Source organism: Bradyrhizobium sp. ORS 86, from assembly GCF_045571475.1.
Lineage (GTDB): Bacteria > Pseudomonadota > Alphaproteobacteria > Rhizobiales > Xanthobacteraceae > Bradyrhizobium.
In genome coordinates, this window is the sequence record NZ_CP120699.1 from 1,923,600 (window position 1) to 1,948,678 (window position 25,079).

Consider the following 25,079-nt stretch of genomic DNA (forward strand, 5'->3'; position numbering starts at 1 on the left):
TGACATTCCAACCCGCCGGGTCATGGGCGTCCATCTCGTGGTCGTCGGCGAGGATGGCAACCAGCAGTCGTGGTTCATCGCCATTTGTGCGCTGAAGCAAGAAGGTGCTTGGCCAATCTCAACGAATGACCGCATGACGGCGTCGCTCTGATTCATACGTGATCCGTCCTATGTGCGGTAAGCACGGCTTGACCTCCGAGCTCGGAACCGGCCGCTGCACCGAAGGCCCGTCTAGGATACCGCCGATCACGTCGCCAATCTTCGCGCCATCGGTGTGACGCCGCATGTGACACAGAACCAGGCCGTCACCAAAACCGGCAAGACCCGCAACAGCGCCATCGACGAACGAACCACGCGGCATCCGGGATATGGCATGTCGCAATCGCGCCGCGCGATGATCGAGTGCATCTTCGGATGGGGCAAGCAGCATGGCACCATGCGCAAGACCAAACATCGCGGCATCGCTCGCGTTGCCGCCGACTTCCTGCTCAATCTGATCGCCTATAATCTGATCCGCATTCCCAAACTGCTTGCCGCTTAGCCGCCTCTCGTCAGGGAGCGGCCAACCTCAGCCTAGCAAATTATATCCGACGCCACCGCGCCTCCCTCCAAACGACTGGCGAGAACAAGAAAGCTCCTCACCTCAACGTTCTTCAGCAGACTGCTAGAGGCAGAGAACTCGCGCCCGATTGCGTCGACGCTCGGCGAGGGCGGCATCTGCCCCGTCAGAGCTGCACCTTGCCGAGGACAACCTCTCTCGCGATGACTGAAACCAATTCGCGATGACTGGGTACTCAGACCGGCCGGTTTTCGTTACGGTTTTTCACGGGCTCCATCCTCTTCAATCCTTCTTCGTAGGAGATCTGCTCGTACGACACATCGAGATCCTTGGCTGCGTCGAGCAGGTAATCGAGCTTACCGCCTGTATTGAGCTTCTTGATGTCATCCTTGTTGATCCCGATCAGGTCCATCATCTCCTTCCAGACGGTGGATTCATCGCATGGTAGGATGTGGAAGGTAATATTGCCGAGCTTGGTTCGATATTTCGCCAACAGGTCGATGTTGTTGCAGAACATAAAGTATCTGCCAGCTGGGCTTAGCGCGCCGTCAAGGACCTCTGCGACGTCAGCAAGATATTCGAAGGAATGCAGATAGCCGGCCAGCACCGGAATCGTGCTTTCACCTTCTTGCGCGATCGTCAGAACCTGCTCGATCGAATAGTCTGGCGGCCGCTTCTCGTCCGCGACCTGGACCTGGAATTTCAGGGCGATGTCGCCGCGAAAGCCGAATCGGCCCGGCTTGCTGGTTTCGTCCTTGAGGACGGCGTTGAGCAGCCGCCCCTCCTTCTCAAGTCGGCCGAGTGCGGTGTTCTCGATTGCAGTCATTAAAATCGTCCTTGGTCGAAGCTCAATTACCGACGCCTTGGCCGGCGCGACATGCAATGCAAATTGCTTGCCGCCGCATGTGTGGCGTCTGTCCGCCGCAACATCTTGCGAAAGTACGTAAGCGTGCCGCGACGGCCGCATGAGCTATGTCAGCAAGCTGACATAGGTCTCAAAGCGAACGCGTGCGATTGAGAAAGGCAAGCGTTATCAGGCGTGTGCGTGCTGGCATGCGACTTGCCAGCCCACAGTCAGCCGTTCCCGGCAGCCAGGGGTGACTCGTGATCAATCTGACAGAGAGCGCAGTGAATGCGGTCAAGAACGCGATTGCCGCATCGACGCAGCCGGCAAGCGGCCTGCGCATCATGGTCGAGGCGGGCGGCTGCGCGGGGTTCAAATACATGATGGGCCTTGCCGGTGCGCCAGGGCCCGATGACACCGTGATCGAGCGCGACGGGCTCAGGGTGTTCGTCGACAATAAGAGCCATCAGCATCTGGTCGGCACGACAATCGACTTCGTGATGGCGCTCGAGAACCCCGGCTTCACATTCGATAACCCGAATGCGACGTCTAGCTGCTCTTGCGGCAAGTCCTTTGGATGATGGCACAAAAGAAAGCGAATCATGCTGATCGAGCCTGAGCAACTGAAGCAGCCGTCGGCCACCGAAACCGAGCGGGAGCTGGTTATTCGCGGCGTGATCGAGGAGATCCGTCCCCGTCTGCGGCGCGACGGTGGCGACTGCGAGCTGATCGATATCGATGGCGACAGGATCATGGTCCGACTAACAGGTGCCTGTGTGTTCTGCAAATTGTCCAGCGCGACACTCGAAGGCATTCAGGATCGCCTGGTCGAAAAGCTCGGTGGGCTGATCCGCCTGATTCCGGTCGCCGGCGCGCCCAACGCGCGCCATTGAGCGAGACCTGCGTGCCCATTTACCTCGACAACAATTCGACGACGCGAGCCGATCCATCCGTCGTCCAAGCAATGTTGCCGTTCTTCGCCGAACGGTTCGGCAACGCGTCCTCCAGCCATGACCTTGGCAGCGAGGCCGCAAGCGCCGTGAACCAGGCGCGCCGCAGCTTGCAGCAATTGTTAGGAAATGCCCATGAGCACGAAATCGCATTCACCTCCGGTGGAACCGAGGCCAACAATACTGCCATTCTCTCAGCGCTTGCGACCCAAGATGGGCGCGACGAGATTGTCACCACCTCTGTCGAACATTCCGCGATCCTTGCGCTGGTCGAGCAACTGGCGACAAGGGGCGTCAAGACGCATGTGATCCCCGTAGATTCGTGCGGCCGAATCGATATCGAGGCGTTTCGGCGGGCGGTTGGACCGCGCACGGCGATTGCGTCCGTGATGTGGGCCAATAACGAGACCGGTACGATCTTTCCAGTAGAATTTCTGGCTGGGTTGGCGCGTGAGGCAGGTGCGCTGTTTCACTGCGACGCGGTGCAGGCCGTTGGCAAGGTGCGCATCGATCTCAAGGACAGTGCGATCGACATGCTGTCGCTATCCGCGCACAAACTGCACGGTCCCAAGGGCATCGGCGCGCTTTATTTGCGAAAGGGTACGAAGTTCAAGCCGCTAATCTGGGGCGGATCGCAGGAGCGACGGCGCCGCGGCGGAACTGAGAATGTCCCCGGCATTGTCGGCCTTGGAAAGGCCGCAGAGCTTGCGGCCGAACGGCTCGAGCCGGAGCGGGTTCGCATTGGCGCATTGCGCGATCGTCTGGAACAGGCCATTTTGCATGGTGGCGACTGCACGGTGCTCGGCGATGTCGGCAATCGGCTATCGAACACGGCCGACATCGCCTTTGAACATCTCGACGGCGAAGCAATCGTCCATCATCTCAATCGTGCTGGCATTGCAGCCTCGCTCGGGGCCGCCTGCAATTCCGGCTCGATGGAGCCGTCCCATGTTCTGCGCGCGATGCGGGTGCCGGCGACGAGCCTGCGCGGCGCAGTGCGCTTTTCCCTGTCGCGTGAAACGACCGTCGAAGATGTCGATCAGGTCGTGAGTGTACTATCTGATATCGTGGCCCAGTTGCGCGCCATGCCGCGCGCGTGCGCCAATCCAGCCAGCGATACGGCATCATTCAGAAGGCTGACCTCATGAAAATCATGATCCGTCGCTCTCCCGAGGCGGGGCTGTCGATCTACGTGCCCAAGAAAGATCTCGAAGAGCCGATCGTGGAGTCCGAGTATGAAACGCTTTGGGGCGGCTGGATCAAAATAGCCAATGGCTGGGTACTGGACTTGCCCGAGATGGCGAGCGACACGCCGCTGCCGATTACAATCAACGCCAGGAAGCGTGGGGAGGACGGGGACAGCCGATGAGGGCGTCCCCGCGAATCGATTATGTCAACGCCGCCGATGCCGAGGCGGTTCTCACCGACGTCGCGGACAGCTTGAGAGATGGCAGCATCGTTCCCTATCTTGGACCTGACCTCGCCGCCTTGTCCGCTCCCCAAGTGCCAATGACGCCCGAAGCCTTGGCGGCGTTCTTTGCCAGCAAGGTGGCGGTGCCGCGCCGGGTCAAGGGCAATGCCTGGGCGTCGGCCCAGTACATCGAGAGCAGAAGGCATCGTTCCACGGTGACGGCGTTGATGGCGCAGGCGTTCGCCCTCCCGGTCGATCCGACGCCCCTGCATCATCATCTTGCGGCTCTGTCGGTGCCGATGATTGTCGATGTTTGGTACGATGGCGCCATGCGTGCCGCACTCGGCAAACGCGACGGATGGGGTGAGGTGCAGGGGGGCGTGCGCAGCGGCATAGGCGAGGACCGCTGGTATCGCTTTTACGATTCAGCGGGCAAAGAGGTTGATCGTGCCGCAGCCGGCAATTGGACGACAGTGCTGTACAAGCCGCATGGCGGCGCGCTGCCGGCCAAGAACTTCCTGATTTCGGAGGCTGATTACGTCGAGGTTCTCACTGAGATCGATATCCAGTCGCCGGTCCCCGACATCATCAAGGAAAGGCGGACCGGTGGGAGATTCCTTTTCGTTGGCTGTCGCTTCAATGACCAGCTGTTGCGTACCTATGCGCGCCAGATCACCAAGCGTTCGGCCGACATCCACTACGCGATCGTCGATCCGGACAGGCTTACGCGCAACGAGCTTCGCTTTCTGGTCGAGCAGGACCTGATACCACTCGCGATCGGGCTCCCGCGCGCGGTGGAGATATTGATCAGCTAGAGCATGACCCGGAAAAGTGTGATGCGGTCCTCCCGAAAGGATCATAGTTAGACCAGGCGCTAAAGCGCGATGAGAAGTCAGCTCAAACCCATCGTGCTTTAGGCGCTCGCAAAGCGGAGCCGGCGAGGCTCGACCCGCACCCCGGGGGCGAACGGCCGGGCTTGCGTCCGGAGAATCTCGGCGACTCACTTGGCGGACGATTGTGCTGACAAACGCCGGCTCTGCGCCAAATCGTTCGGCTTGTCGTTTTTCCAACACGTGCATCATCGTTGTCCTACAAACGGACGAGCCCGATCGCTCCAGCTAACTCATTGACGTGAAGAACAGATCCGGTCGTGTCAGCGATGGCACGCCGGTTGCTAACTCCTCGCTATGCTCGCCTGGGCCGGTCCAGGGAGCCGATCCGGCCCGCAGGGGAGAACCGAACATGAAGGCAGTGGCGGGAGGCGGAAATGGCGCCAATCATCCGGCGACGAGCAGCAAGATGCTGCCCACTGGCGAGCATAAGGGCTGCCGCGCCTCGGCGGCCGGAGGCAAGGCGAGCTGTGGCTCATATGCGGGTCAAGGCGATTTGCCGAGCGAAGTCTGGGAAAAGGTGAAGAACCATCCCTGCTACAGCGAAGAAGCGCATCATCACTATGCCCGCATGCATGTCGCGGTCGCGCCAGCCTGCAATATCCAGTGCAATTACTGTAATCGCAAATACGATTGCGCCAATGAATCGCGTCCCGGCGTGGTGAGCGAAAAGATCAGCCCTGAGCAGGCAGCGAGAAAAGTGCTCGCGGTTGCCGCAAACATCCCGCAGCTGACCGTGGTTGGCATCGCAGGTCCCGGCGATGCGCTCGCGAATCCCGTAAAGAGCTTCAGGACCTTCGACCTGATCGCAACGACCGCGCCCGACATCAAGCTGTGCCTGTCGACTAACGGGCTGGCCCTGCCTGACCATATCGACGCAATCGTCCGCTGCAAGGTCGATCACGTCACCATCACGATCAACATGATCGATCCAGAAATCGGTGCGAAAATCTATCCCTGGATATTCTTCAATCATAGGCGCTACACCGGGACCGAAGCCTCGAGGATACTCGCGGACCGTCAGCTTGAGGGCCTTGAGATGCTCGCGCAACGAGGCGTCCTGTGCAAGGTCAATTCGGTGATGATCCCGGGCGTCAACGACGAGCACCTGGTCGAGGTCAACAAGGCGGTAAAGTCGCGCGGTGCCTTCCTGCACAATATCATGCCACTGATCTCCGCGCCCGAGCACGGCACGGTATTCGGCCTCAATGGCCAGCGGGGGCCAACCGCGCAGGAATTGAAGGCACTGCAGGACACTTGTGAAGGCGAGATAAACATGATGCGGCATTGTCGCCAATGCCGCGCCGACGCCGTCGGCCTACTTGGACAGGATCGCAGCTCCGAGTTCACGGCAGAGAGGCTCATGACCATGGAGCTCAAATATGACTTTGAGACGCGAAAGGCCTACCAAGCCAACGTCGAGCATCAGCGCGCGGCAAAGGCCGCAGCCAAGCAAGAGGAGCTTATGGAATTGGCTGGCGAGATGAGCGATATCACGCTTCTGGTCGCGGTCGCGACCAAGGGCTCGGGCCTGATCAATCAGCATTTTGGACATGCCAATGAGTTCCAGGTGTACGAACTTTCGACATCCGGCACCAAATTCGTTGGCCACCGCAGGGTCGATCTCTATTGTCAGGCCGGTTATGGCGAGCAGGACAGGCTTGCACCCATCATCGCCGCCATTGGCGATTGCCATGCGGTATTCGTCGCGAAGATCGGCGGTTGCCCGAAGAACAGCCTGATCAATGCCGGCATCGAGCCGGTCGATCAATACGCCCATGAGTTCATCGAGACCTCGATGATCGCCTGGTTCAAAGCCTATCTCCGCAGGGTGCAAAGCGGTGAGATCCAGCATGTCGCACGCACGGCAATGCGAGATTCAGCGATGACCTCGGTGGCGTAGGGGAACTATCGATGCCGTTCAAGATCATCGCTTCGCAATGCACCGGCTGCTCAGCCTGCGAGCCGATTTGCCCGAACGTTGCGATCGTCGAGAAAGGTGGAATCTTCGCAATAGATCCGAAGAAGTGCACCGAATGCATCGGCTATTTCGACGATCCGCAATGTGTCGAGGTTTGCCCGGTCGACGACACCTGCGTGATCGATGTGTCATTGCCGCGCTACAAGGCACCGGGTTAACGGGATGAGACGATGAAGTTCAGGCCAAGCTGCGTCGGAGCGCAGTCGATAAGTTCCGTGCGGCGCGTTGATGGTGTCCCAGAAGCCCGCTTTCGGTTCGGATCAAGGGAACCGATCGCTCGAGAGCGTTCGTCGCGCGCATCGATGCTGCATCGGCCTCCGGGATCGGGTGTGCTGGTCGAGCCCAGTGCTGGTCAAAAGTTGCGCTTCGAGGCCGTGGACCGATTGTCTATTCGGCAGTGTCGCTGCCGATGTGATCGACGTGGCGGCGCAGTTCGTAGCAAGTCAATCGGAACCAGGAGCACCGCTGCCCAACGACGCAGAGAGCGCTCCAATAAACGAGCAAGGCCGACGATTACGCGGAACATTGCAGTCGACCCGACATGTTGCCGCAAGGGGGTGCAGATCATGCACACACAGCACGGTGACGACCTGCCGCGTGACGCCGAAGATCAACTGCGGTGGGCTGGACGTTACCAGGACGAGACAGCCGAAACTTACCTGTTGAAAGCTCAAGCGCTGGCCGCGGACCATGCCGTGGTCCGTTACCATGTCTGTTTCTACACGGCTCGGTTAACCCAAGCATTGGAGATCGCAAAGCCCTGTCTGCGCCGGATCAAGCGCGGAAACACAGGCGCCGACGGTTGGTTAACAGTCAGCGCGGCCGCGAGCGCTCTCGATCGCTATGAGACGCGCTTCTGTCGATTTTTGCTGAAGATGGTGTTCGGCAATCCGAATAACGGCTGTGGCAACGAAAATCTGCTCGAATTCGAACCCGCCGGCGAGGTCGGCGCCGGCGTTTGCCTTGGACGTTCCAGAACAGATGAGCAAGTGCGATGACGATTGACATCGGCGATGCCCTCGACTGGCTCGGGCATGAGATCGATTGCGGCGCCTGCCCTCATCGGTCGCTGAAGAAAGGGGGCGGCTGCGAGCCCTCGCACGCCTGCGTCCACGACAGGTACGCTCGCCGCATCGATCGCTTCTTCGAGCAGAACCCGGGGCTCGCCGACGGTTATATTGGCCACCCGTATTTCGAGGTGCGAGCGATTGTGGCCAGATACGCCAATCGCTTTCTATTGCTGCGGCTAATCAATGACGGGGATGAGACCGTGCGCTGGAACGCGGCGCAGCGGCTGCCCAGACGTTATGTCCTGCGTCTGCGCAACGATCCGCATCGCGCGGTCAGGATTGGCGTCGCGGCTTTGCTTGATGACGACGAACTGGTGCCGATGCTGTCGGACGATGACTATTACGTCCGTCGCGTCGTGGCATACCGGATTGCGCCGTGGCGGCTCGGATCACTGATGAATGACGAGGACACCGAGGTTCGCCGCATGGTGGCGCGACGTATTCCATACGATTGGCTGATGGCCATGGTGAACGACCCGCAGGCTTCGATCCGCCTCGAAATCGCGCGGCGACTGTCACCTCAGTCCCTGACCACGCTGCGGCGTGACCCTGATTGGCGTATCCGTTACGAAGTCGCGAGCCGCATTGCGGCCGACGAGTTGGCAGATCTTGTCAAAGACGAGGATAGCATGGTGCAGGAGGTCGCCCGCGCTCGGTTGACCGTCTCGTCCATCAGCCCACAAGGATGGCGAGCATGAGCAACATCGCTCGCGACAGTGACCTGGTTGAGCTGGACGGGCCCCCGGCCTTCAATTTCGGCGACAAGGTGCGGGCCAACCGCAATATCCGCAATGATGGCACCTATCCCGGCAAGGACATCGGCGCTCTCCTGGCCAAGAAAGGCGAGGTTGGTTACGTCGTTTCCATCGGCACGTTCCTCCAGCAATTCTATATCTACGGAGTCGAATTTCTTGAAACCGGCTACCGCGTCGGTATGAAGCGCAAGGAGCTCGATCCGGTCGGCATGCGCGAGGCGTCTGATCATCTGGCGCTGCCGAAAACGAGCGGATCATGACGGAGACGGGCCTTCCGAAATATCGATCAGGCCAGCGGGTCAAAACCGCGGTCGACCTCATCAATGACGGTTCTTTTCCCGATGCGCCGGCCGACGGACTCCTGCTCAGTGCCGGACGGATCGGAAACATCATCCGGGTCGCCATGCATACGCAAGCGGATGTGCCGATCTACATTGTCGATTTTGGTGGACAGCTGGTCATCGGCTGTCTCGAAGAAGAAATTGCGCTACTTTGAGGGGAGACTTTCGCGATGACTGCAGCGGTAGTGCGGAAGTCACAGACCGGGCTTGTTCCTCACCCGAACGAACTCGATCGCAAGCGGATCGAGCGCGCGTTGATCACCCGCAATCGCTATCGCTACGTCATGCCGAATGTGAAGCCGGTGAGGAGCGGCTATCTCGTCGAGAGTCCCTGCTGCTCGCACAATATCGACAAGGGCGGCGGCCTGATTGATATCGCGCTGGTCCATTATGATGTCGTGAGCGAGGTCTGGAAGCTTTTCTTCAAGAACCACGTGCGAGAGAGCTGGGAATTTTACAGCATTTTCCAACGGTTGACGTCAGCGATCGACGAGCTGAACGCGGATCCCGAGCGATTGTTCTGGCAATGATGCGGTCGGGGACCGTCATGGAGGAGCTACAATGGCGCTGGCTGCCGATGAACTGACCGAAATCGAACGGCTGCTTGCGGCGACTAGCGCCGATGCGGCATCGCTTGAGGCGTTGCGCCGTCGCTTTCCGAAGCTCGCCTGGATGCGCTGTGACGCGTCCGATGTGACGGAGCAGCCATTCCGGCGCTTCTTGGACTTCGATCTGCATCTCATCGATGGATCCGATCATTGCGTTCACATGACGGCCGACCCTGCAAAGGCAACCGGAATGCTGCTGGCGAGAAGGAATATTGGGCGGTGAGCGGTATTGGACTGGCGGAGAACCACAATAATTGTGCCGCCGACGCAAGGATGGATGTTTCCTTCGTTCCGCTGTCCGATCCCGATATCACAAGCGCCGAACTCTCTGCTGTGGAGGCGTTGCTGTGTTCGCCGCGGCTCTCGAACGGGCCGATCACCGATGAATTCGAGCAAGCATTTGCGAGTTATGTTGGCCGCAGCTATGCCGTTGCCGTGCCGAGCGGCACTATCGGTCTTCTGCTTGCGCTAAAGGCGCTCGGCATCGGGCCAGGGCAGGAGGTGATCGCCTCGCCCTACTCGTTTCGCGAGACGGTCCATGCGGTCAGTCTCGCAGGCGCGCGAGCGGTGTTTGCTGATATTGACTATTGGTCCGGAGCGTTGGTCCCGGCGAAACTCGAAGAGCGAATCACGCTCAACACGCGAGCGATCATCGCTGGGAATCCAAATGGCCATCCGGCACCCTGGTCGGAGCTGCGCGCAATCGCGCAGCGCCGCCGGCTGCTTCTTTTGGAGGATTCCACCGAGGCGATTGGATCAAGATATAGGGGCGAACTTGTCGGATGCTTTGGCGACGTCGCCGTTTTCGACTTTGCTCAGCCGTCGGCACTGAGTTGTGGCGAAGGCGGAATGGTGGTCACCGACGACATCGACTTCGCCGTTAGCCTGCGTCGCCACCGCGCCCATGGAGCAGATGAACGCTTCTCCGTCGTCGTCGGAAGCGCGCCGCCCTACCAGGCAGGCATGAGCGATCTCACAGCGGCCTTAGGACTTGCGCAGCTCAAGCGCCTTGCGGAAATTCTGGAGCGGCGGCGGCTGATCGAGCAGCTCTACAATGCGCATATGCAATCGTTTGAGGGCATCAAGCCGCCCTATATCGGCCCCGATGCGACCGAGGTGAACTGGTTTCTGTATTTGGTTCATCTCGGGACGCGCTTTACGCGATCGAGCCGCGATGCCATTGTCGACGATTTGCGCGTCGAGCAGGTCGAAGCTGTCGCCTACAGCCATCCGTTACATTTGCAGCCTCACTATCTTGATCTCGGCTATCGACGGGGTGATTTCCCGGTTACGGAAAAAATTGCCGATCGCGCCGTGGCTCTGCCATTTCACACTCATCTCTCGAACAAACAGATCGAGTTTATCGTGGAGACGATGAAGGATGCATCGGTCAATGTAGGCGCTGGCGCGGCCATCTACTGAGCTAGCCGCCATCTCATAAACCAGGCTGGGCAAGCATCGAATGATGATCACCGATTTGCCATTGCCCAAGACGGCGGGGTCGATTGCTGCGCATCTGTTGCCTGGCGCGGAGAATGCCACGTGAGGCAAATTGCGAGGGCGGAGCAGGTCGGCTCCAACGGGGCGTGGGGAAGAGCTCAGGAGGCGCTCAAAGGTCGGGCGCGAGGACAATGGCAAGCGCGAACGCAGCGTAGATGCCGCTTCGAACCCGCTGTTCGACGCGACGCTCAGCGCTTCGAAGCCCAGGGTGTCAGGGACCAATCTCCTGAGCGTTCGTCTCAAGCCTCGAAATTCGACCAAAAAAAGGAACGAGTATGAACGCGCAACAGGTCATCATTCACGTCCGATTCGCCCCAGACGGGACGGTGGCGCAGATCAGTGAGCGCCCCGCGAAGCTCACGCCAAACCAGTGGTTCAATGTTCTCAACGCGCGCGCAGGCCATGCCTATCGGCCGCTCGCTCGCGGCTGCGGGCTATTTCGGTTGCCGCGAACTGCGGTCGATGCCTTCAGACTGGAAGCTGTGAGGCGGCGATAAGGGATCAGCGACGATATGGCGGCTCGCGAGATCGACCTGTTTGCCGTCTGTCCTGCCGGCGCCATTGAGCGGGGCGGTGCCAAGGGGTTTAGCCTGGCCCGGATCGACGGCGGCGGTGAGAGCCGGCCATTCCCAATTGTCGTCGTGCGGACGTTTGACAATGACTTTTTCGGTTATATCAATCGCTGCCCACATGACGGGGTCTGGCTCAACGTCGGCGGTGGCGAATTTTTCTCAGCGGACCGCTCTTTTCTTAGATGCGGCCGGCATGGAGCGATCTTCGAGATCGACAGCGGCTATTGCATCGACGGCCCCTGTAATGGACGCCTCCTCGAGCCGATCGCGATCACCGTGAAGGAGGGCGAAGTCTGTCTGTGTGGCGTCAAGCTGCTGGAGGACAATCGGCCTTCCGATTGGCTCGAAGACAGCGATGAAACCATGGCTATTGCGATCCATCCGGATTAGCCGGCGCGATCTCTCGACCGTTGATCAGGTCGTTCACGCGTTGTGTGACCAGCGGATGGAGCCACCCGTCTTGTCATTATCGACCCAAGTCTACCCGCGGAACTGCTTGTGATGCCATGAAAGCCAAAGGGGACCCGCGTGCGCCGGCGCAAGTCGTGTGGGCAGAATGCCCAAGCCGCAACGGTCGGGCCAGCCATGTTCCGATCGTCGAGCGCATTTGGCGGCCTCGCAAGGATCGGCCGGCTGATCGACGCCTGGCTCGCAGATGGAGTGAACGAAGCGAACTCATTCGCATCATGCACCGGGACGATATCGGCGGCACCAAGGAGGCGGCTAAGCGTTATCCCGAATGGACTGGCTGGCCCGAATTCAATCCTTGTTTGTGACGGATAGGAATGACTTCGACGAAAAAAGAAATGCCCTCGGCGGCCTTGGAGTCCCACCGAGGGCACCGTCTGGGGCAGGGAGAATGGGAGGCCCAGACTAACAGGACCGTTGGGGGCGTGAAATGACGATCCTGTATCGTAGATCCTTGGGAAAGTGACGCGACGGCTGCACCTGCGGCGATACGGGGAATAACCCTGCAAAGTACGAATCCTTCGTAAATGCACCGTCGCGATCGGCGCGATCGGTGAAAAGGCTATGTCCGTCGCGGGCCGTGGCTTCGATCATTGTTATGCTCGCCTCGCAAGATTGAATGCCGAGCTCATGAGATCCGCCACAAAGGTTTGAAGTGGACTTATTGACGCGCTGTGTCCCGGAATGAATCGAAGACAAACCAGATATCGATGTTTTTGATGCCGTCGACTTCGCTGTCCGCATTTCAGCGTCGGCTTCGATATCTCGCCACAGATGAGGTAACCGGGCATTGTCGGCCCGATGCCTGCCGTCACGCCGGGACATGGCTCGATCTGATGGATCAGGCCTCCTCGTCGTCGGTTTGGCAGAGAAATCAGGCTGACTAACATCCAGCGTTGTCATATGGTGACGTCCTCCATCAAGCGCACTGCAATTACGGTGCCACAGCGTGTGCTCCTGTGACGGATTAGCGCGTGACTGCGATTGCCGTCGTCGGTCTCGGCGTCCCGCGCCGATGGCTGAGTGACCTTGGCACCTTAAGCCAGCGCGTGCGCATGTTCGCGGTGAAGTGGCGGCAAGCGTCTTTCTGGGGCATGTCGTGGTAGCCGCAGGCCTTATGGAGAGGACGACAATCACGAGGATCGTTTTCCGATCCCGTCAGATGCTGTTGCAGGGGCCGGCTCATAGAGAAGGAGCGAGCGTTTTGGCTGACCTGGATCAGGCGTTGGAAGCCTGAAACGTGAGTGCGAAATCGGCGCTCGATGTGCGCGATGTCCAGCGAAAGACAACATTGCTGTCGCAAATCTGACAATGGTCGATAGTTGCAATCCGGCAAACCGAGGGCGATCGCCGCAGAAGTACACCTCGTGTCTTGGTGCGGAGCTTGCATAGAGAAGGCGGGGCGATGAAACAGACGAAGCGGAAGCAAGTAATGACAGGACGAGACGTTGTAACCTTGATCAGGAACGCCGTTCCAGACGGTGGAGGCGTCCGTGACTGATCGCTCGCCCGTCGACAATTGTTCTAGCATTCGGACCGTCCGCGTTTCTTCGCGGGCTGAAAAGACCGCCTGCCGCATCGGATCGTCTATGCGACGATCAATACGAAATTGCGTCGAGCGGCATGGGCTTCGACCCACAATTTCTTCAGATCAAGCGAACTGATCACGGGCAGGCGTATGAACGCAGAAACCAAGTTCGAACTTCCTCAGCTCTATAGGCATCATGTCTTCGCCTGCCACACCGAGCGTCCGCCCACTCATCCGCACGGCAGCTGCGTCACCTCAGGTGCGCAAGCCCTGTGGGATAGGATGGTCAAGTCGATCGAAACCCAAGGTCTCACCGATATCGGTTTCACGGCAACGAGCTGCCTCGGCTTTTGCAGCGCCGGTCCCTTGATGGTGGTCTATCCCGACGGCGTCTGGTATCGTGCGACCACGCCTGAAGACATTGACGAAATCGTAGAGTCCCATCTCAAGCGAGGCCATCGTGTCGATCGTCTCGTGATGGCGTTGAAACGGTAGCTGGAGGCTCGCTCGGCGGCGCGGACTGTCGGCCCGGTTTATCCATCGAAGGTCAGGCAACTCCGGATCATTGGACTCCCCTCCCTGGTTGGACGGCGAGGGGAGCCTCACATTCCCATTCAAGACCGCCGCGCGGACGGGCCGTGCTCTCCACTTTGCAGGCGTGACCGTCGATTTCATCGCAATCTTCGATGAGATGAGATGGATGTCCCCTGCTTGCCGCGCTTCATCTGTGGATGAAGTCAGCCATGTTGCCGCCGCACTGATCTGATGTCAGGGCGGATGTTCTGCACGCGCCGGAATCAGAAAGTGACCTGATCACTCCCAAGCCTGACTGATAGCCTCCGCGCACTTCATTTCGGAGCCGCCGATCGCTCGCGGCTAGAGCGGATGCTGCGCTGTGCTCGACTTCGGGCACCGAGCGGGATGATGCTTTGATCGTCATCGCGCTCGATCCCGCTGTTAAGTGAATCGGTTTGCTTCTTCTCGGATCGTGCCGCGCCTCAGAACTTGTATGTGATGCCGCCGCTGACGAACCACGGGTCGATGTTGACGCGCCCGGTGACGGGAATTACGCCGTTGACGGTCGCCGAATATTCCGGCCGTAGCCATAGTTTCTTCGCGTCAACGTTGATGCCCCAATGACGGTCCAACATGTAATCGAAGCCGAACTGGACTGCTGGGCCGACCTGGTTGTTGATGTGCAAATCCGTCACGGTCAGGCCGGCGAACGGCGTATTAGCTGCCGTTTGGTTGAAAAATAGGGTGTAATTGATGCCAGCGCCGATATACGGCTTGAAGGCGCCGAAGTCCGTGAAGTGATACTGCAGGGTCAGCGTCGGCGGCAGCAGCGAGGCCTTGCCGATGTTGAGCCCATTGAGCGCACCGTCGCCACTGATGTGATGCCGGCTTACACCGAGAATCAGTTCGGCGGCGACGTTCGGAGTGAAGAAGTAGGTGATGTCGAGCTCAGGGATGGCTTGATCGCTGATCGAGAGCCCGGAACTCGGCGAGGACAGGGGCGAAACGCCGATAACATTGACCGAGCTGCCCCGGGTGTCCGGCAACACGCCGAGTAGGCGCAAGCGGAGCATCCACGGATTGAACGGCTCAGCTTGTGGGGGCGCTTTGAAATAAACCGGCGCTGGCGCTGGCGCCAGATCCGCTGCGCGTAGTGGCGTGGTCATTCCACCAAGCCATGCCGCAAGCACGAGCGGTGATGCGGTAATCATCAAGATTGTTGTCGTTCTCATCAGACTCTCCGTTCTCGAACTCAGCGCGAGGAATCGCACGATGCTCTCTCACATGAACGAGGTGGCGAAGGATTTGATGCGGATCAAATCGAACTAGTCACTTCGCAATTGCGTCGTCGAGCCCATGGTCATGTACGCACCAAATCGATCTTGCACAGCGCCTGTTGTGTCGAGTGCTTGCGCGAGATCCGATATGCGCGGTACGAAATCCGGGAGCGGGAAGACCGTCGTCTCCTGCATTCTGGATAGTGTCTCTCACCCCGCGACCGTCCCAGCGCGAGCCTCTCTCCTTGTAGCTTCATGAAGCATCAGAGGGGCTATCGTCTTGACCTCGCGCCGCGGTTGGTCGATTGCTGTGATCGATCGGCATCCGCGGACAGGACGGGTCGGCTTCTTTGCGCGAGCATCGATCGAGTTCGTCTGGGATAGCCTGCCCCAGGAGCGCTCGCGCGAGCGCCTGGTTGAATCCTGCACATCTGGCGCTGCCGGCCTCAATCAGCGGGCGCCGGATCAGCAATGGATCGTCCAGCATCAGCGCGAGTGCGCTCGCCGCGTCGCAGGTGCCCGGATCGATTTCTCCCGACTTGATCCGCGGGGCGGCACGGTTGAACCAGGAAGCGACCGGCATATCCCCGAAGAAGCGACGCAGTGTCTGCGTGCACCACGGCTCATTCAAAATATCCTTGGCGATCACGTCGTGTCCTGCCGCCCTCAACGCCTGCATCTGGCGCGCATTGGTGGAGCAGCCGGGCTTTTGATAGAAAATGATTGTCGCCATGGTGGCCTGTTCGTGCACGTTGGGAACGATCAAAGGGACGCTGGCGGGTTTGAGAACGCTCGTCCTGGTCTACGGGCGGCTTGCATGGTTAGCGGCTCGATCAGCGTGTCCGGCCAGACTTGCATGATCGCGCTCCTCGGACCTGCCGAGGTGGTTTGCAGGGCGATCCGCAAGTTTCGTTCCACAGATGGGGACATCGAACTGCTGAAGGCAGGCGCGTGTTGCAGCTTGGTACTCGGATGTTCTGTTCGATTTCTGACAGGCCACCGAATCCTGTCATGTCCAAAACACCCGAGCTCTGCTGCGCTCTTGTGACGATTGTCGAACCAAATCAGGAGCTTACAAACGTCGGTAGGCACTGGCACGACGGTTGCTACTGCGATGCAGCACCACTGAGTGAGGGCTGAGTGCACGCCGACGCGCAAGACGAGCGATGCTCTCCTTCCCTTGGACCCGTGTGCCCCGTTTCTGAGAGAGAAACAAGCTCGCGCGCAAAACAGCGCGCAACGTTCGGCAAATCGGTTGATGGAGAGCAACATGTCTTCACTGAGACAAATCGCATTCTACGGCAAGGGCGGCATCGGCAAGTCGACGACTTCGCAGAATACGCTGGCAGCGCTGGCTGAGATGGGTCACAAGATCCTGATTGTGGGCTGTGACCCTAAAGCGGACTCGACCCGCTTGATCCTTCACGCCAAGGCTCAGGACACCATCTTGAGCCTCGCAGCCAGCGCCGGAAGTGTGGAGGACCTCGAACTCGAGGACGTCATGAAGATTGGCTACAAGGACATTCGCTGCGTCGAGTCAGGCGGGCCCGAGCCAGGTGTGGGCTGCGCGGGGCGCGGCGTCATTACCTCGATCAACTTCCTGGAGGAGAACGGTGCCTATGAGGGCATCGACTACGTGTCCTACGATGTGCTCGGCGACGTCGTCTGTGGCGGCTTTGCGATGCCGATCCGCGAAAACAAGGCACAAGAAATCTATATCGTGATGTCCGGTGAGATGATGGCGATGTACGCCGCCAACAACATCTCCAAAGGAATCCTCAAATATGCCAATTCCGGCGGTGTGCGGCTCGGGGGCCTGGTCTGCAACGAACGACAGACCGATAAGGAGCTGGAGTTGGCAGAGGCGCTGGCCAAGAAGCTGGGAACCACGCTGATCTATTTCGTACCGCGCGACAACATCGTACAGCACGCGGAGCTGCGCCGCATGACGGTGCTGGAGTATGCGCCCGATTCCAAGCAGGCCGATCATTATCGCAACCTCGCGACCAGGGTCCACAACAATGGCGGTAAAGGCATCATCCCGACTCCAATCTCGATGGACGAGCTCGAGGATATGCTGATGGAGCACGGCATTATGAAGCCGGTTGACGAATCCATCATTGGCAAGACCGCCGCCGAACTCGCGGCCTCGTAAAAGGCTGCGACTCGTGGCCTCGTAAGGGCACGCGAGCGGATGCCGGTCTCCCGAACCCCCATCCCCGGGAGATCGGCATTCTGGCGGAAGACCCGTCTCCGGGATGAGGACGCGGCGTGGCATGTTTGGCCGCTGTGGAGAAACCATCATGTTCGAAACGCAAACGCTTCCGTTCTCGGCCGGCGGGACGACCGACGCGAGCGAGGACCTTCATACGGGAATGGCCGCCTACCGCCTGCTCACTGGAGTGGCGCCCGCAGACGCCGACATTACCAGCGACAGAGATTTCGATCGTCATGTGCTGGCATCGATTCTGTCCGTTGCCACGATGGATGGTGGTCTACTTGCCGAGAAGGCTGGCCTGTCGTGCCACGAACTTGCTGCCGTGCTCGATCAATACTTCCCGTCAATCCAGATCGAAGTCGAGGAGCCGATCTCGAACTTTGAGTGCGACGGGGCCGACGAGATCGCAATGGTGCGTGACCTTCTGCTCGCGCAACGATCGACGAACGGAGATATCGGCCGCTGGCTGGCTGCAATGATCGCGCGCCGCGCCATAGAGCCAAACCACCTGTGGGAGGATCTTGGATTGCGCAATCGTGGCGAGCTCTCTCGGCTCCTCAACCGCCATTTCGCGCCGCTCGCCGCGCGCAATATCAACAATATGCGATGGAAGCGCTTCTTCTATCGCATGCTGTGCGAAGATGATGGCCTCCTGATGTGCACGACGCCGGTATGCACACAATGCAACGACTTCAGTGTCTGCTTTGGCGATGAAAGCGGCGAGAGCCGGATGGCCGAACGCCGACGCGACGTTTTGCTGCGGGCGGCTCCCTGATCTCAAGCCCACTTAGGGCACGCACAAGTCTGGTGTTCCAGGCGATTTCTCCACCCACGCAAGCCGCGTTAGCTCGAGCTCAGCGTGACAAGAATTGAATTGAGGCGTCGACATTGTAACGCTGTCGCGTTTGCGACACTCGGCTCACTACGAAAGGGTTGAGTTGTCAATGACTTGAGGAGAGGGCGGCGTGGCATGGCGGTTGCTGAAACGCTGCTTGATCAAACACGGTAAGGAGTTGTCGTGATCGCTGCCACTGCCAAACCTTCCTGGTCCGAGATGACACGGGCCACGCCGATCGTGCTCAATGACACGACCCTGCGCGACGGCGAACAGGCGCCTGGCGTTGCGTTCAGCGCGGATGAGAAGCTCGCGATCGCGCAGGCGCTGGCGCGGGCAGGAGTCACGGAGCTCGAGGCAGGAACGCCCGCCATGGGCGGTGAGGAGATTGCTGCCATCCGCACCATTGTCGAGGCGGCTCTTCCGCTGACCACGATTGGCTGGTGCCGGATGCGTGAAGCCGATGTCGACGCGGCGATCGAGGCAAAGCTGTCCATGGTCAATATGTCGATCCCGGCCTCCGATGTGCAGATCGCCGCCAAGATCGGCGGCAGTCGCCAGCTGGCGCTCGAACGGGTGAAGCAGGTGGTGGGTTACGCCCGTGAGCGGGGGCTTGAGGTCGCGGTCGGCGGAGAGGACGCCTCCCGCGCCGATATCGAATTTCTCAAGCGGCTGATCGCAGCCGCAGAAGCCGCGGGTGCGCGGCGATTTCGTATTGCCGATACGCTCAGTGTGCTCGATCCCGATTCCACCTATGCCCTGGTCGGGGAGCTACGCGCGGCCGCGAATCTTGAGCTCGAATTTCACGGCCACGATGATCTCGGGCTTGCGACCGCAAATACGCTTGCAGCCATCAAGGGCGGCGCGAGCCATGCCTCGGTGACCGTCATCGGACTGGGCGAGCGGGCCGGAAATGCCCCGCTGGAGGAAGTCGCGGTGGCACTTCAACAGCTCTACGGAGTCGAGACCGGCATCATTCTGTCGGAACTCGAGAACGTCGCGACCGTGGTCGCGGCCGCGGCGGCGCGTACGATTCCGCTGAATAAGGCGATCGTGGGTGAGCACGTGTTCACTCATGAATCAGGTATTCATGTCGATGGCCTGTTGAAGGATCAACGCACCTATCAGTCGCTTGATCCCCACCTGTTCGGTCGCTCCAACCGCTTTGCGATCGGAAAGCATTCCGGGCTTTCGGCAATCACCTTGCTGCTCGACGAATTGCAGCTTGCAGCCAACGCCGATCAAGCAAGGCAGATACTTTCGCGCGTGCAAAAGCATGCCATCGCGCACAAACTGCCGGTTCAGCGCGAGACGGTGATTTCCATCTGGCGCGACGTCTGCGAACACTCTTGAGGCGGCGATGTCCAGCATTGTCGCTTGCGAACGCTTCGAAAAAGCCGCCGCACGCCGAGCGCAGTCTTCGATCTCGTTGATCGGCGAAAATAGTGCAGCCGTCCGCTCGTGCTTGCGCGGCGCGCTCCGTGGACTCCAGAGCTTTTGGTCCTGTGGCGGTCCACCGGCCAAGGCAACCGACAGGTGCCGCCGAGCCTCGAAAGGCTGCGTCGTACTCGGCCCGGACGTCGAGAGGATCCCTCCCTCGACGGGCGGCAAAGGCGCGGGTCAATGCAAATTCTCCGGCCATCGCGCATGCTCAACGCTACGCCACTGTGCGCGATCTTCTGACATGCCTGCGGCCGCAAGGCGGTCATTTCCGGCCTGCTCACCTCGAGCGTTACTGTCAGCTGATCACGACTCCTGCCGGCGATGTCATCGCCATTCCGGTCCATTTATTCGAACTTTTACAGGCGTGGTCGAGCGATATCTAGCGCCTGCGCGAGGAGCGACTGTATCGAGAGCATCAGGCTTTGCCGGATTTCAACGAGCCACCGGCGGCCCAACCCGACGGAGATTTTTCGATGAACGGCGCACAGGGAACAGGCAGCATCCTGGATCGACTCGACGAAGCCTCCTCGGCGGAAGACTTTTTTGCACTGCTCGGCGTTCCCTACGACCCCAAGATCCTCAATGTCGCGCGCCTGCATGTCTTAAGGCGCATGGGGCAATATCTCGCCAAGGAACAATTCGCTGGGGTCGCGGAGGCGGAGGTGACGGAGCGTTGCAAGGCGATGCTGGAGCGGGCCTACGCCGATTTTGTGGCGTCATCGCCGATCGAGCAGCGGGTCTTCAAGGTGTTGAAGGATGCAGTCGTCGAACCGAAGAAGCCGGCGGCATTCGTGCCGCTGAGTGCACTGAAGTAGTCCTGGGCATCACGTCGCTGCCCTCAATGGGCGTTGTTTCGGCGTGTTACGTCGTCTTCGCTTTCATCCGGATCGGCTGCGCGGCGAAATACAAGGCGGTGCTGTCACATTCCGGACTGATGTCCGGAGTCGTCGTGTCGGCGATCGTGACTACGCCGTCCAATCAGCCTCAAGCGGTTGCTTTGACACATGATTTTCGGCGGCCTCGCAACTGGTATGGCGCTTGCTGTCCGGCAGTCTGTTAGCGACGCCGACGCTACAGACTTGGCAAGGTCCGAAGAGAGTTAAGGAAGATCAATGACGTTTCTTTCACTGCTCGCCGCTCGCGCCGCATCAGTTTGCGGACCAAAGCTTGCGTTCGAAATCGCCTTTGACGCGGTCGAGGCCGGGCTTGGCCGGAAGGTGGTGGCCAATGGGTCGTTCCTGCACCCGCGCAACAGCTGGAGAAAACATGCATAACGTCGTGTATATCAAGTCGGTCCTCGGTTCGGCGCAGTCCCGCGTCCAGCGCTTGACTAACAGCATCAAATGTCGAGGGAAGCGGCCGCAGACGGCTTGCTCGTCCGGCGCCACGCACGAACGTCACAAGCGGCTCAGCAGCAACGTCACATGGCTCGCCACGTCGTATGCGGCGCGCTGTGCCGCGGCTGGGGTGCAAGCATCTCGCGCAAGGCGCACTTGCCTGGCCGATCGTGCCGGACGTGATCTGCCAGATTCGACGCGGTTGCAGGGGCGGCGCGGTGCCAGCGGTGACGCTCGTCGTGAAACGGAGTGGGCAGGGTCTGCTGTCGAGAAAAGCTCGAACTACGATCCGCGCGGTACGGCCGCCATCGTCAAGCGCCTCCTTACTCACCGCGCCTGCACCGGGAAGACAGGCCCCGTGCAGACTGCCGAGAAGCTGTCAGATGCTGATCAGGTCCATCTTCGGGGACGACCCGGCAGGAAGACTAATCTTATGGCGCAGGTGCGCAGGTTCTGAGGGGAATTCATAGATATGAGCAAAGTCACTCAAGCCGCGATGCCGGCCGCAGGCGGTCGCGCAGCAGCCAAAAAAGAACTGCCGGAGCATTTCAAGGCCTACAAGCATGTCTGGGTCTTCGTCGAGCAGGAGCGCGGTCAAGTGCATCCCGTCTCCTGGGAGCTCATGGGCGCCGGCCGACGGCTCGCCGACAGGCTGAATGTCGATCTCGCCGCCGTTGTCATCGGTCCGGAAGGAGAGACCACGCGTAACGCCGCCCTTGAAGCCTTCTGCTACGGCGCCGATCTGAGTTATCTCGTCTCCGATAGTGTGCTGGCAGAGTATCGCAACGAATCCTATACCAAGGCGCTAACCGATCTCGTCAACACCTATAAGCCCGAGATCTTGCTGTTGGGAGCGACCACCCTCGGCCGCGACCTTGCGGGTTCTGTCGCGACCACGCTATTGACCGGGCTCACCGCCGATTGCACCGCCCTCGAAGTCGATGCCGATGGTTCGCTTGCGGCCACGCGTCCGACCTTTGGCGGTTCGCTGCTTTGCACGATCTATACGTTGAATTACAGGCCGCAGATGGCAACAGTCCGCCCGCGCGTCATGCCGATGCCCGAGCGCGTGATGCGCGATGCCGCCCGCATCATCATCCATCCGCTCGGTCTCATTGAAGACAGTATTGTCACCAAGGTGCTGTCGTTTATCCCAGATCGCGATTCCGAAACATCCAAGCTCGCTTATGCCGATGTCGTGGTAGCCGGCGGCCTAGGGCTTGGATCGTCGGAGAACTTCGAGCTGGTGCGCCAACTCGCAGGCGTGCTTGGCGCCGAATATGGTTGCTCGCGCCCTCTGGTCCAGAAGGGTTGGGTTCACTCTGAGCGCCAGATCGGCCAAACCGGCAAGACCATCCGACCAAAGCTCTATATTGCTGCCGGCATTTCCGGCGCGATCCAGCACAGGGTCGGCGTGGAGGGCGCCGATCTGATCGTCGCGATCAATACCGACAAGAACGCCCCGATCTTCGATTTTGCCCATATCGCGATCGTCAATGACGCCATGCAGTTGTTACCGTCGTTGACGGCGGCATTTCGAGCGCGGCTTTTGCCACAGTCGCGCGCCCGGATCGCAAGCTAGAGGAGATTGTCATGATCCAGGAGAGATTCGATGCGATCGTTGTCGGGGCCGGCATGGCTGGAAACGCTGCGGCGCTGACCATGGCCGAACGCGGGATGAAGGTCCTGCAGCTCGAGCGCGGCGAATATGCCGGATCGAAGAACGTCCAGGGCGCGATCCTCTATGCCGATATGATGGAAAAGCTGATACCCGACTTTCGCGAGGACGCGCCGCTCGAACGTCATTTGGTCGAGCAGCGGTTTTGGATGATGGACGATCGGTCCCACGTCGGCATGCATTACCGCTCCGAAGACTTCAACGAGGAGCGGCCAAACCGCTACACCATCATCCGCGCGCAGTTCGACAAATGGTTCTCGTCGAAAGTGCGGGAGGCTGGCGCGACCGTTCTGTATGAGACCACGGCCACCGAGCTTGTACGAGACAATTACGGGAAAGTCAGAGGTGTTCGGACGGATCGCCGTGACGGTGAAATCCAAGCCGACGTCGTTGTGCTGGCGGAAGGCGTCAATGGCCTGCTCGGGACGCGCGCGGGCTTGCGTGCGCGGCCGACACCCGACAAAGTGGCACTCGCGGTGAAGGAAATGCACTTTTTGCCACGCGAGACGATCGAGGCTCGTTTCAATCTCAAGGACGACGAAGGCGTCGTGATCGAGGCGGCGGGAACCATTTCCCGCGGCATGACCGGGATGGGCTTTATCTATGCCAACAAGGAGTCCATTTCGCTCGGCATTGGCTGTCTTGTCGCCGACTTCCAGCGGACCGGCGAGACACCCTACGGGCTGTTGGATCACTTCAAGAAGCATCCGTCCGTGGCATCGTTGATCGCAGGCTCCGAGGTCAAGGAATATTCCGCGCATCTCATTCCCGAGGGCGGATATAGGGCAATCCCGCAGCTCTACGGAGAGGGCTGGGTGGTGGTGGGCGACGCCGCGCAATTCAACAACGCGGTTCATCGCGAAGGCTCCAACCTCGCGATGACCTCAGGCCGCATCGCGGCCGAAGCGATTTCTCAGGTGAAATCGCGCCGCGATGGCATGACCGCAAAAAATCTGTCGCTCTACAAGAAAATGCTGGACGAGTCCTTCGTGATCAAGGATCTCAAGAAGTACAAGGATTTACCGCGGCTGATGCATACCAATTGCCAAAGCTTCTTTCTCACCTATCCGCAGCTCGTCTCCCGCGCAATGCAGAACTTCGTGCGCGTCGATGGTACGCCGAAGGTCGATAAGGAGAAAGTGACAATCAAATCCTTCGTCAAGGCGCGGTCCTGGACAGGCCTGTTCGGAGATGCCGTCCGTTTTGCTCGCGCGTGGCGCTGACGAGCAATGTCGAAGCTGGACAAAGGAGACTGGAACATGAATGCCGAGCAGTCGGTACGCGTCGAGGACAAGTTATACTACAATCGCTATCTCGTCGATGTCGGTCGCCCGCACGTCAAGGTCCGCCGGCACACGACGCCGTCGCCGCAGCTGCTTGCACTTTTGAGAGCCTGCCCCGCGCGCTGCTACGAACTCAACGACAAGGGCCAGGTCGAAGTCGCGGTCGACGGCTGCATTGAATGCGGTACCTGCCGCGTGATCGCCGAACCGACTGGCGACATCGAATGGAACTATCCGCGCGGCGGATATGGGGTGCTATTCAAATTCGGCTGAAAGGTGCACGAAACGGGGGAGTGATCTCCGTCTCGAACGGTAGTCACCGACGCACCCATTCTGCCTGGCCAGGCTCGTGCGCGGAAGGCGAGAGTTCGAGCAGGGCTCGAATGGTGGAGCGCTCTTGCAAGCCGAGCCTTGGCTATCTGCCTTTCACTCCGGCGCCGCGAATAGCTGGAGAGGGCCGATCACCCGTCGCGGCAGGCAGCTCGGGCCCGGCCGCTTCGATCGCAACCGCAACTGACTGCACGACGGCGGCAAAGCGCACCGCCGTCTGAATTGCTTCGGAACTGACGCCTGCTGCCCGCAGCGCCTTCTCGTGGGCGTCGAGACAGGTGCCGCGGCCGTTGATCGCCGAAACTGCCAGCGACCACAGCTCGAAATCGGATTTGTCTACCCCGGGATTGCCGATCACGTTCATACGCAGCCTCGCCGCCATCGTCTTGTATTCCGGGTTGGAAGCCAGGTGCACGAAGCGGTAGTAGACGTTGTTCATCGCCATCACGCAGGCTGCGGATTTTGCCGCGGTGATCGCCTCTGGCCGCATCACGGCGGCCGCGGCCGACTCCATCGCGGCGATCACGGCCGGATGACGAGTGGCGATCGCGCTCGCCAGCAGCAGTCCATACTGGCGCTGCGGTGACAGCGTCTCATCGGCCACCAAGGACGCCAGGTTGAGCCGGACATCCTTGGCGAAGTCAGGGATTTTCTCTTTCAGTTGCTCGATCGATGACATGCCGCC

At 59.8% G+C, this 25,079-nt stretch carries 28 protein-coding genes and 1 pseudogene; 25 read left to right on the plus strand and 4 right to left on the minus strand.

The features are described from left to right. Positions 1 to 235: 235 nt before the first annotated feature. Positions 236 to 541: pseudogene (locus P6U25_RS08795) on the plus strand (transposase); the annotation flags it as partial. 253 nt (positions 542 to 794) lie between these two features. Here the strand turns inward: P6U25_RS08795 and P6U25_RS08800 are convergent. After that, the gene (locus P6U25_RS08800; RefSeq protein WP_280978234.1) at positions 795 to 1,385 is read right to left on the minus strand and encodes a hypothetical protein; all 591 of its coding nucleotides are present in this window, start codon (positions 1,383 to 1,385) and stop codon (positions 795 to 797) included. A 278-nt stretch (positions 1,386 to 1,663) separates the two neighbouring features. On the opposite strand from P6U25_RS08800, the gene P6U25_RS08805 reads away from it, so the two are divergent. From P6U25_RS08805 to P6U25_RS08880, 16 genes are all read left to right on the plus strand, one after another. After that, positions 1,664 to 1,984: an iron-sulfur cluster assembly accessory protein gene (locus P6U25_RS08805; protein ID WP_280973451.1), complete on the plus strand. Its 321-nt coding sequence runs from the start codon at positions 1,664 to 1,666 to the stop codon at positions 1,982 to 1,984. A gap of 21 nt (positions 1,985 to 2,005) precedes the next feature. Next, positions 2,006 to 2,296, plus strand: a complete 291-nt coding sequence (locus P6U25_RS08810) for a NifU family protein (protein ID WP_280973450.1) — start codon at positions 2,006 to 2,008, stop codon at positions 2,294 to 2,296. Further along, the gene (gene nifS, locus P6U25_RS08815) at positions 2,293 to 3,501 is read left to right on the plus strand and encodes a cysteine desulfurase NifS (RefSeq protein ID WP_280973449.1); all 1,209 of its coding nucleotides are present in this window, start codon (positions 2,293 to 2,295) and stop codon (positions 3,499 to 3,501) included. The genes P6U25_RS08810 and nifS overlap by 4 nt, the downstream gene beginning before the upstream one ends. After that, entirely contained in the window at positions 3,498 to 3,722 is a 225-nt protein-coding gene (gene nifT / locus P6U25_RS08820; RefSeq protein ID WP_280973448.1) for a putative nitrogen fixation protein NifT, read from the plus strand. Before nifS ends, nifT begins: the two co-directional genes overlap by 4 nt. Continuing rightward, the gene (locus P6U25_RS08825) at positions 3,719 to 4,579 is read left to right on the plus strand and encodes an SIR2 family protein (protein WP_407151045.1); all 861 of its coding nucleotides are present in this window, start codon (positions 3,719 to 3,721) and stop codon (positions 4,577 to 4,579) included. Before nifT ends, P6U25_RS08825 begins: the two co-directional genes overlap by 4 nt. A gap of 484 nt (positions 4,580 to 5,063) precedes the next feature. Next, positions 5,064 to 6,557 carry a nitrogenase cofactor biosynthesis protein NifB gene (gene nifB / locus P6U25_RS08830; RefSeq protein ID WP_407152467.1) on the plus strand — a complete coding sequence of 498 codons (1,494 nt, stop codon included), beginning with the start codon at positions 5,064 to 5,066 and terminating at the stop codon, positions 6,555 to 6,557. Positions 6,558 to 6,568: 11 nt separating this feature from the next. Then, positions 6,569 to 6,793, plus strand: coding sequence for a 4Fe-4S binding protein (locus P6U25_RS08835; RefSeq protein WP_280973445.1), 225 nt, complete (start codon positions 6,569 to 6,571; stop codon positions 6,791 to 6,793). A 408-nt stretch (positions 6,794 to 7,201) separates the two neighbouring features. Continuing rightward, positions 7,202 to 7,633 carry a hypothetical protein gene (locus tag P6U25_RS08840; RefSeq protein WP_280980792.1) on the plus strand — a complete coding sequence of 144 codons (432 nt, stop codon included), beginning with the start codon at positions 7,202 to 7,204 and terminating at the stop codon, positions 7,631 to 7,633. Next, positions 7,630 to 8,403, plus strand: coding sequence for a 4Fe4S-binding leucine-rich repeat protein (locus tag P6U25_RS08845; protein ID WP_280973443.1), 774 nt, complete (start codon positions 7,630 to 7,632; stop codon positions 8,401 to 8,403). Before P6U25_RS08840 ends, P6U25_RS08845 begins: the two co-directional genes overlap by 4 nt. After that, the gene (locus tag P6U25_RS08850) at positions 8,400 to 8,720 is read left to right on the plus strand and encodes a nitrogen fixation protein NifZ (RefSeq protein WP_407152468.1); all 321 of its coding nucleotides are present in this window, start codon (positions 8,400 to 8,402) and stop codon (positions 8,718 to 8,720) included. The genes P6U25_RS08845 and P6U25_RS08850 overlap by 4 nt, the downstream gene beginning before the upstream one ends. After that, positions 8,717 to 8,956, plus strand: a complete 240-nt coding sequence (locus P6U25_RS08855; protein ID WP_280973441.1) for a nitrogen fixation protein NifZ — start codon at positions 8,717 to 8,719, stop codon at positions 8,954 to 8,956. The genes P6U25_RS08850 and P6U25_RS08855 overlap by 4 nt, the downstream gene beginning before the upstream one ends. A 15-nt stretch (positions 8,957 to 8,971) precedes the next feature. Further along, the gene (locus P6U25_RS08860) at positions 8,972 to 9,331 is read left to right on the plus strand and encodes a DUF3024 domain-containing protein (protein WP_280973440.1); all 360 of its coding nucleotides are present in this window, start codon (positions 8,972 to 8,974) and stop codon (positions 9,329 to 9,331) included. A 31-nt stretch (positions 9,332 to 9,362) separates the two neighbouring features. Further along, positions 9,363 to 9,632: a DUF6129 family protein gene (locus tag P6U25_RS08865; RefSeq protein WP_280973439.1), complete on the plus strand. Its 270-nt coding sequence runs from the start codon at positions 9,363 to 9,365 to the stop codon at positions 9,630 to 9,632. 50 nt (positions 9,633 to 9,682) lie between these two features. Continuing rightward, complete coding sequence (locus P6U25_RS08870; protein WP_280978232.1) at positions 9,683 to 10,831, plus strand: DegT/DnrJ/EryC1/StrS aminotransferase family protein; 1,149 nt, start codon at positions 9,683 to 9,685, stop codon at positions 10,829 to 10,831. Positions 10,832 to 11,421: 590 nt separating this feature from the next. Then, positions 11,422 to 11,871 (plus strand): Rieske 2Fe-2S domain-containing protein, encoded by a 450-nt coding sequence (locus P6U25_RS08875; protein ID WP_280980787.1) that lies wholly within the window; start codon positions 11,422 to 11,424, stop codon positions 11,869 to 11,871. A gap of 1,756 nt (positions 11,872 to 13,627) precedes the next feature. Beyond that, complete coding sequence (locus tag P6U25_RS08880; protein WP_280980786.1) at positions 13,628 to 13,972, plus strand: ferredoxin; 345 nt, start codon at positions 13,628 to 13,630, stop codon at positions 13,970 to 13,972. A 503-nt stretch (positions 13,973 to 14,475) separates the two neighbouring features. Here the strand turns inward: P6U25_RS08880 and P6U25_RS08885 are convergent. Beyond that, on the minus strand, positions 14,476 to 15,225 hold the full coding sequence (locus P6U25_RS08885; RefSeq protein ID WP_407151046.1) for an OmpW/AlkL family protein: 750 nt from the start codon (positions 15,223 to 15,225) through the stop codon (positions 14,476 to 14,478). Positions 15,226 to 15,523: 298 nt separating this feature from the next. After that, positions 15,524 to 16,003: an ArsC/Spx/MgsR family protein gene (locus tag P6U25_RS08890; protein ID WP_280980785.1), complete on the minus strand. Its 480-nt coding sequence runs from the start codon at positions 16,001 to 16,003 to the stop codon at positions 15,524 to 15,526. 537 nt (positions 16,004 to 16,540) lie between these two features. On the opposite strand from P6U25_RS08890, the gene nifH reads away from it, so the two are divergent. The 8 genes from nifH to P6U25_RS08930 all read left to right on the plus strand — a co-directional run bounded on the left by nifH (position 16,541) and on the right by P6U25_RS08930 (position 24,337). Next, positions 16,541 to 17,425, plus strand: coding sequence for a nitrogenase iron protein (nifH, locus tag P6U25_RS08895; RefSeq protein ID WP_280978230.1), 885 nt, complete (start codon positions 16,541 to 16,543; stop codon positions 17,423 to 17,425). Between the two features lie 148 nt (positions 17,426 to 17,573). Beyond that, positions 17,574 to 18,263 (plus strand): nitrogen fixation protein NifQ, encoded by a 690-nt coding sequence (locus tag P6U25_RS08900; RefSeq protein WP_280973434.1) that lies wholly within the window; start codon positions 17,574 to 17,576, stop codon positions 18,261 to 18,263. A 279-nt stretch (positions 18,264 to 18,542) separates the two neighbouring features. After that, the gene (nifV, locus tag P6U25_RS08905) at positions 18,543 to 19,676 is read left to right on the plus strand and encodes a homocitrate synthase (protein ID WP_280978229.1); all 1,134 of its coding nucleotides are present in this window, start codon (positions 18,543 to 18,545) and stop codon (positions 19,674 to 19,676) included. 563 nt (positions 19,677 to 20,239) lie between these two features. Beyond that, positions 20,240 to 20,581: a nitrogenase stabilizing/protective protein NifW gene (nifW, locus tag P6U25_RS08910; RefSeq protein ID WP_280973433.1), complete on the plus strand. Its 342-nt coding sequence runs from the start codon at positions 20,240 to 20,242 to the stop codon at positions 20,579 to 20,581. A 297-nt stretch (positions 20,582 to 20,878) separates the two neighbouring features. Then, entirely contained in the window at positions 20,879 to 21,040 is a 162-nt protein-coding gene (locus P6U25_RS08915) for a hypothetical protein (RefSeq protein ID WP_280973432.1), read from the plus strand. A gap of 535 nt (positions 21,041 to 21,575) precedes the next feature. Continuing rightward, positions 21,576 to 22,685: an electron transfer flavoprotein subunit alpha/FixB family protein gene (locus P6U25_RS08920; RefSeq protein ID WP_280973431.1), complete on the plus strand. Its 1,110-nt coding sequence runs from the start codon at positions 21,576 to 21,578 to the stop codon at positions 22,683 to 22,685. An 11-nt stretch (positions 22,686 to 22,696) separates the two neighbouring features. Beyond that, positions 22,697 to 24,004, plus strand: coding sequence for an FAD-dependent oxidoreductase (locus P6U25_RS08925; RefSeq protein WP_280980782.1), 1,308 nt, complete (start codon positions 22,697 to 22,699; stop codon positions 24,002 to 24,004). A 36-nt stretch (positions 24,005 to 24,040) separates the two neighbouring features. Next, the gene (locus P6U25_RS08930; RefSeq protein ID WP_280980781.1) at positions 24,041 to 24,337 is read left to right on the plus strand and encodes a ferredoxin family protein; all 297 of its coding nucleotides are present in this window, start codon (positions 24,041 to 24,043) and stop codon (positions 24,335 to 24,337) included. A 142-nt stretch (positions 24,338 to 24,479) separates the two neighbouring features. Here P6U25_RS08930 and P6U25_RS08935 read toward each other — a convergent pair whose 3' ends face one another. After that, positions 24,480 to 25,073 carry a carboxymuconolactone decarboxylase family protein gene (locus P6U25_RS08935; protein WP_407151047.1) on the minus strand — a complete coding sequence of 198 codons (594 nt, stop codon included), beginning with the start codon at positions 25,071 to 25,073 and terminating at the stop codon, positions 24,480 to 24,482. Between the last annotated feature and the right edge of the window lie 6 nt (positions 25,074 to 25,079).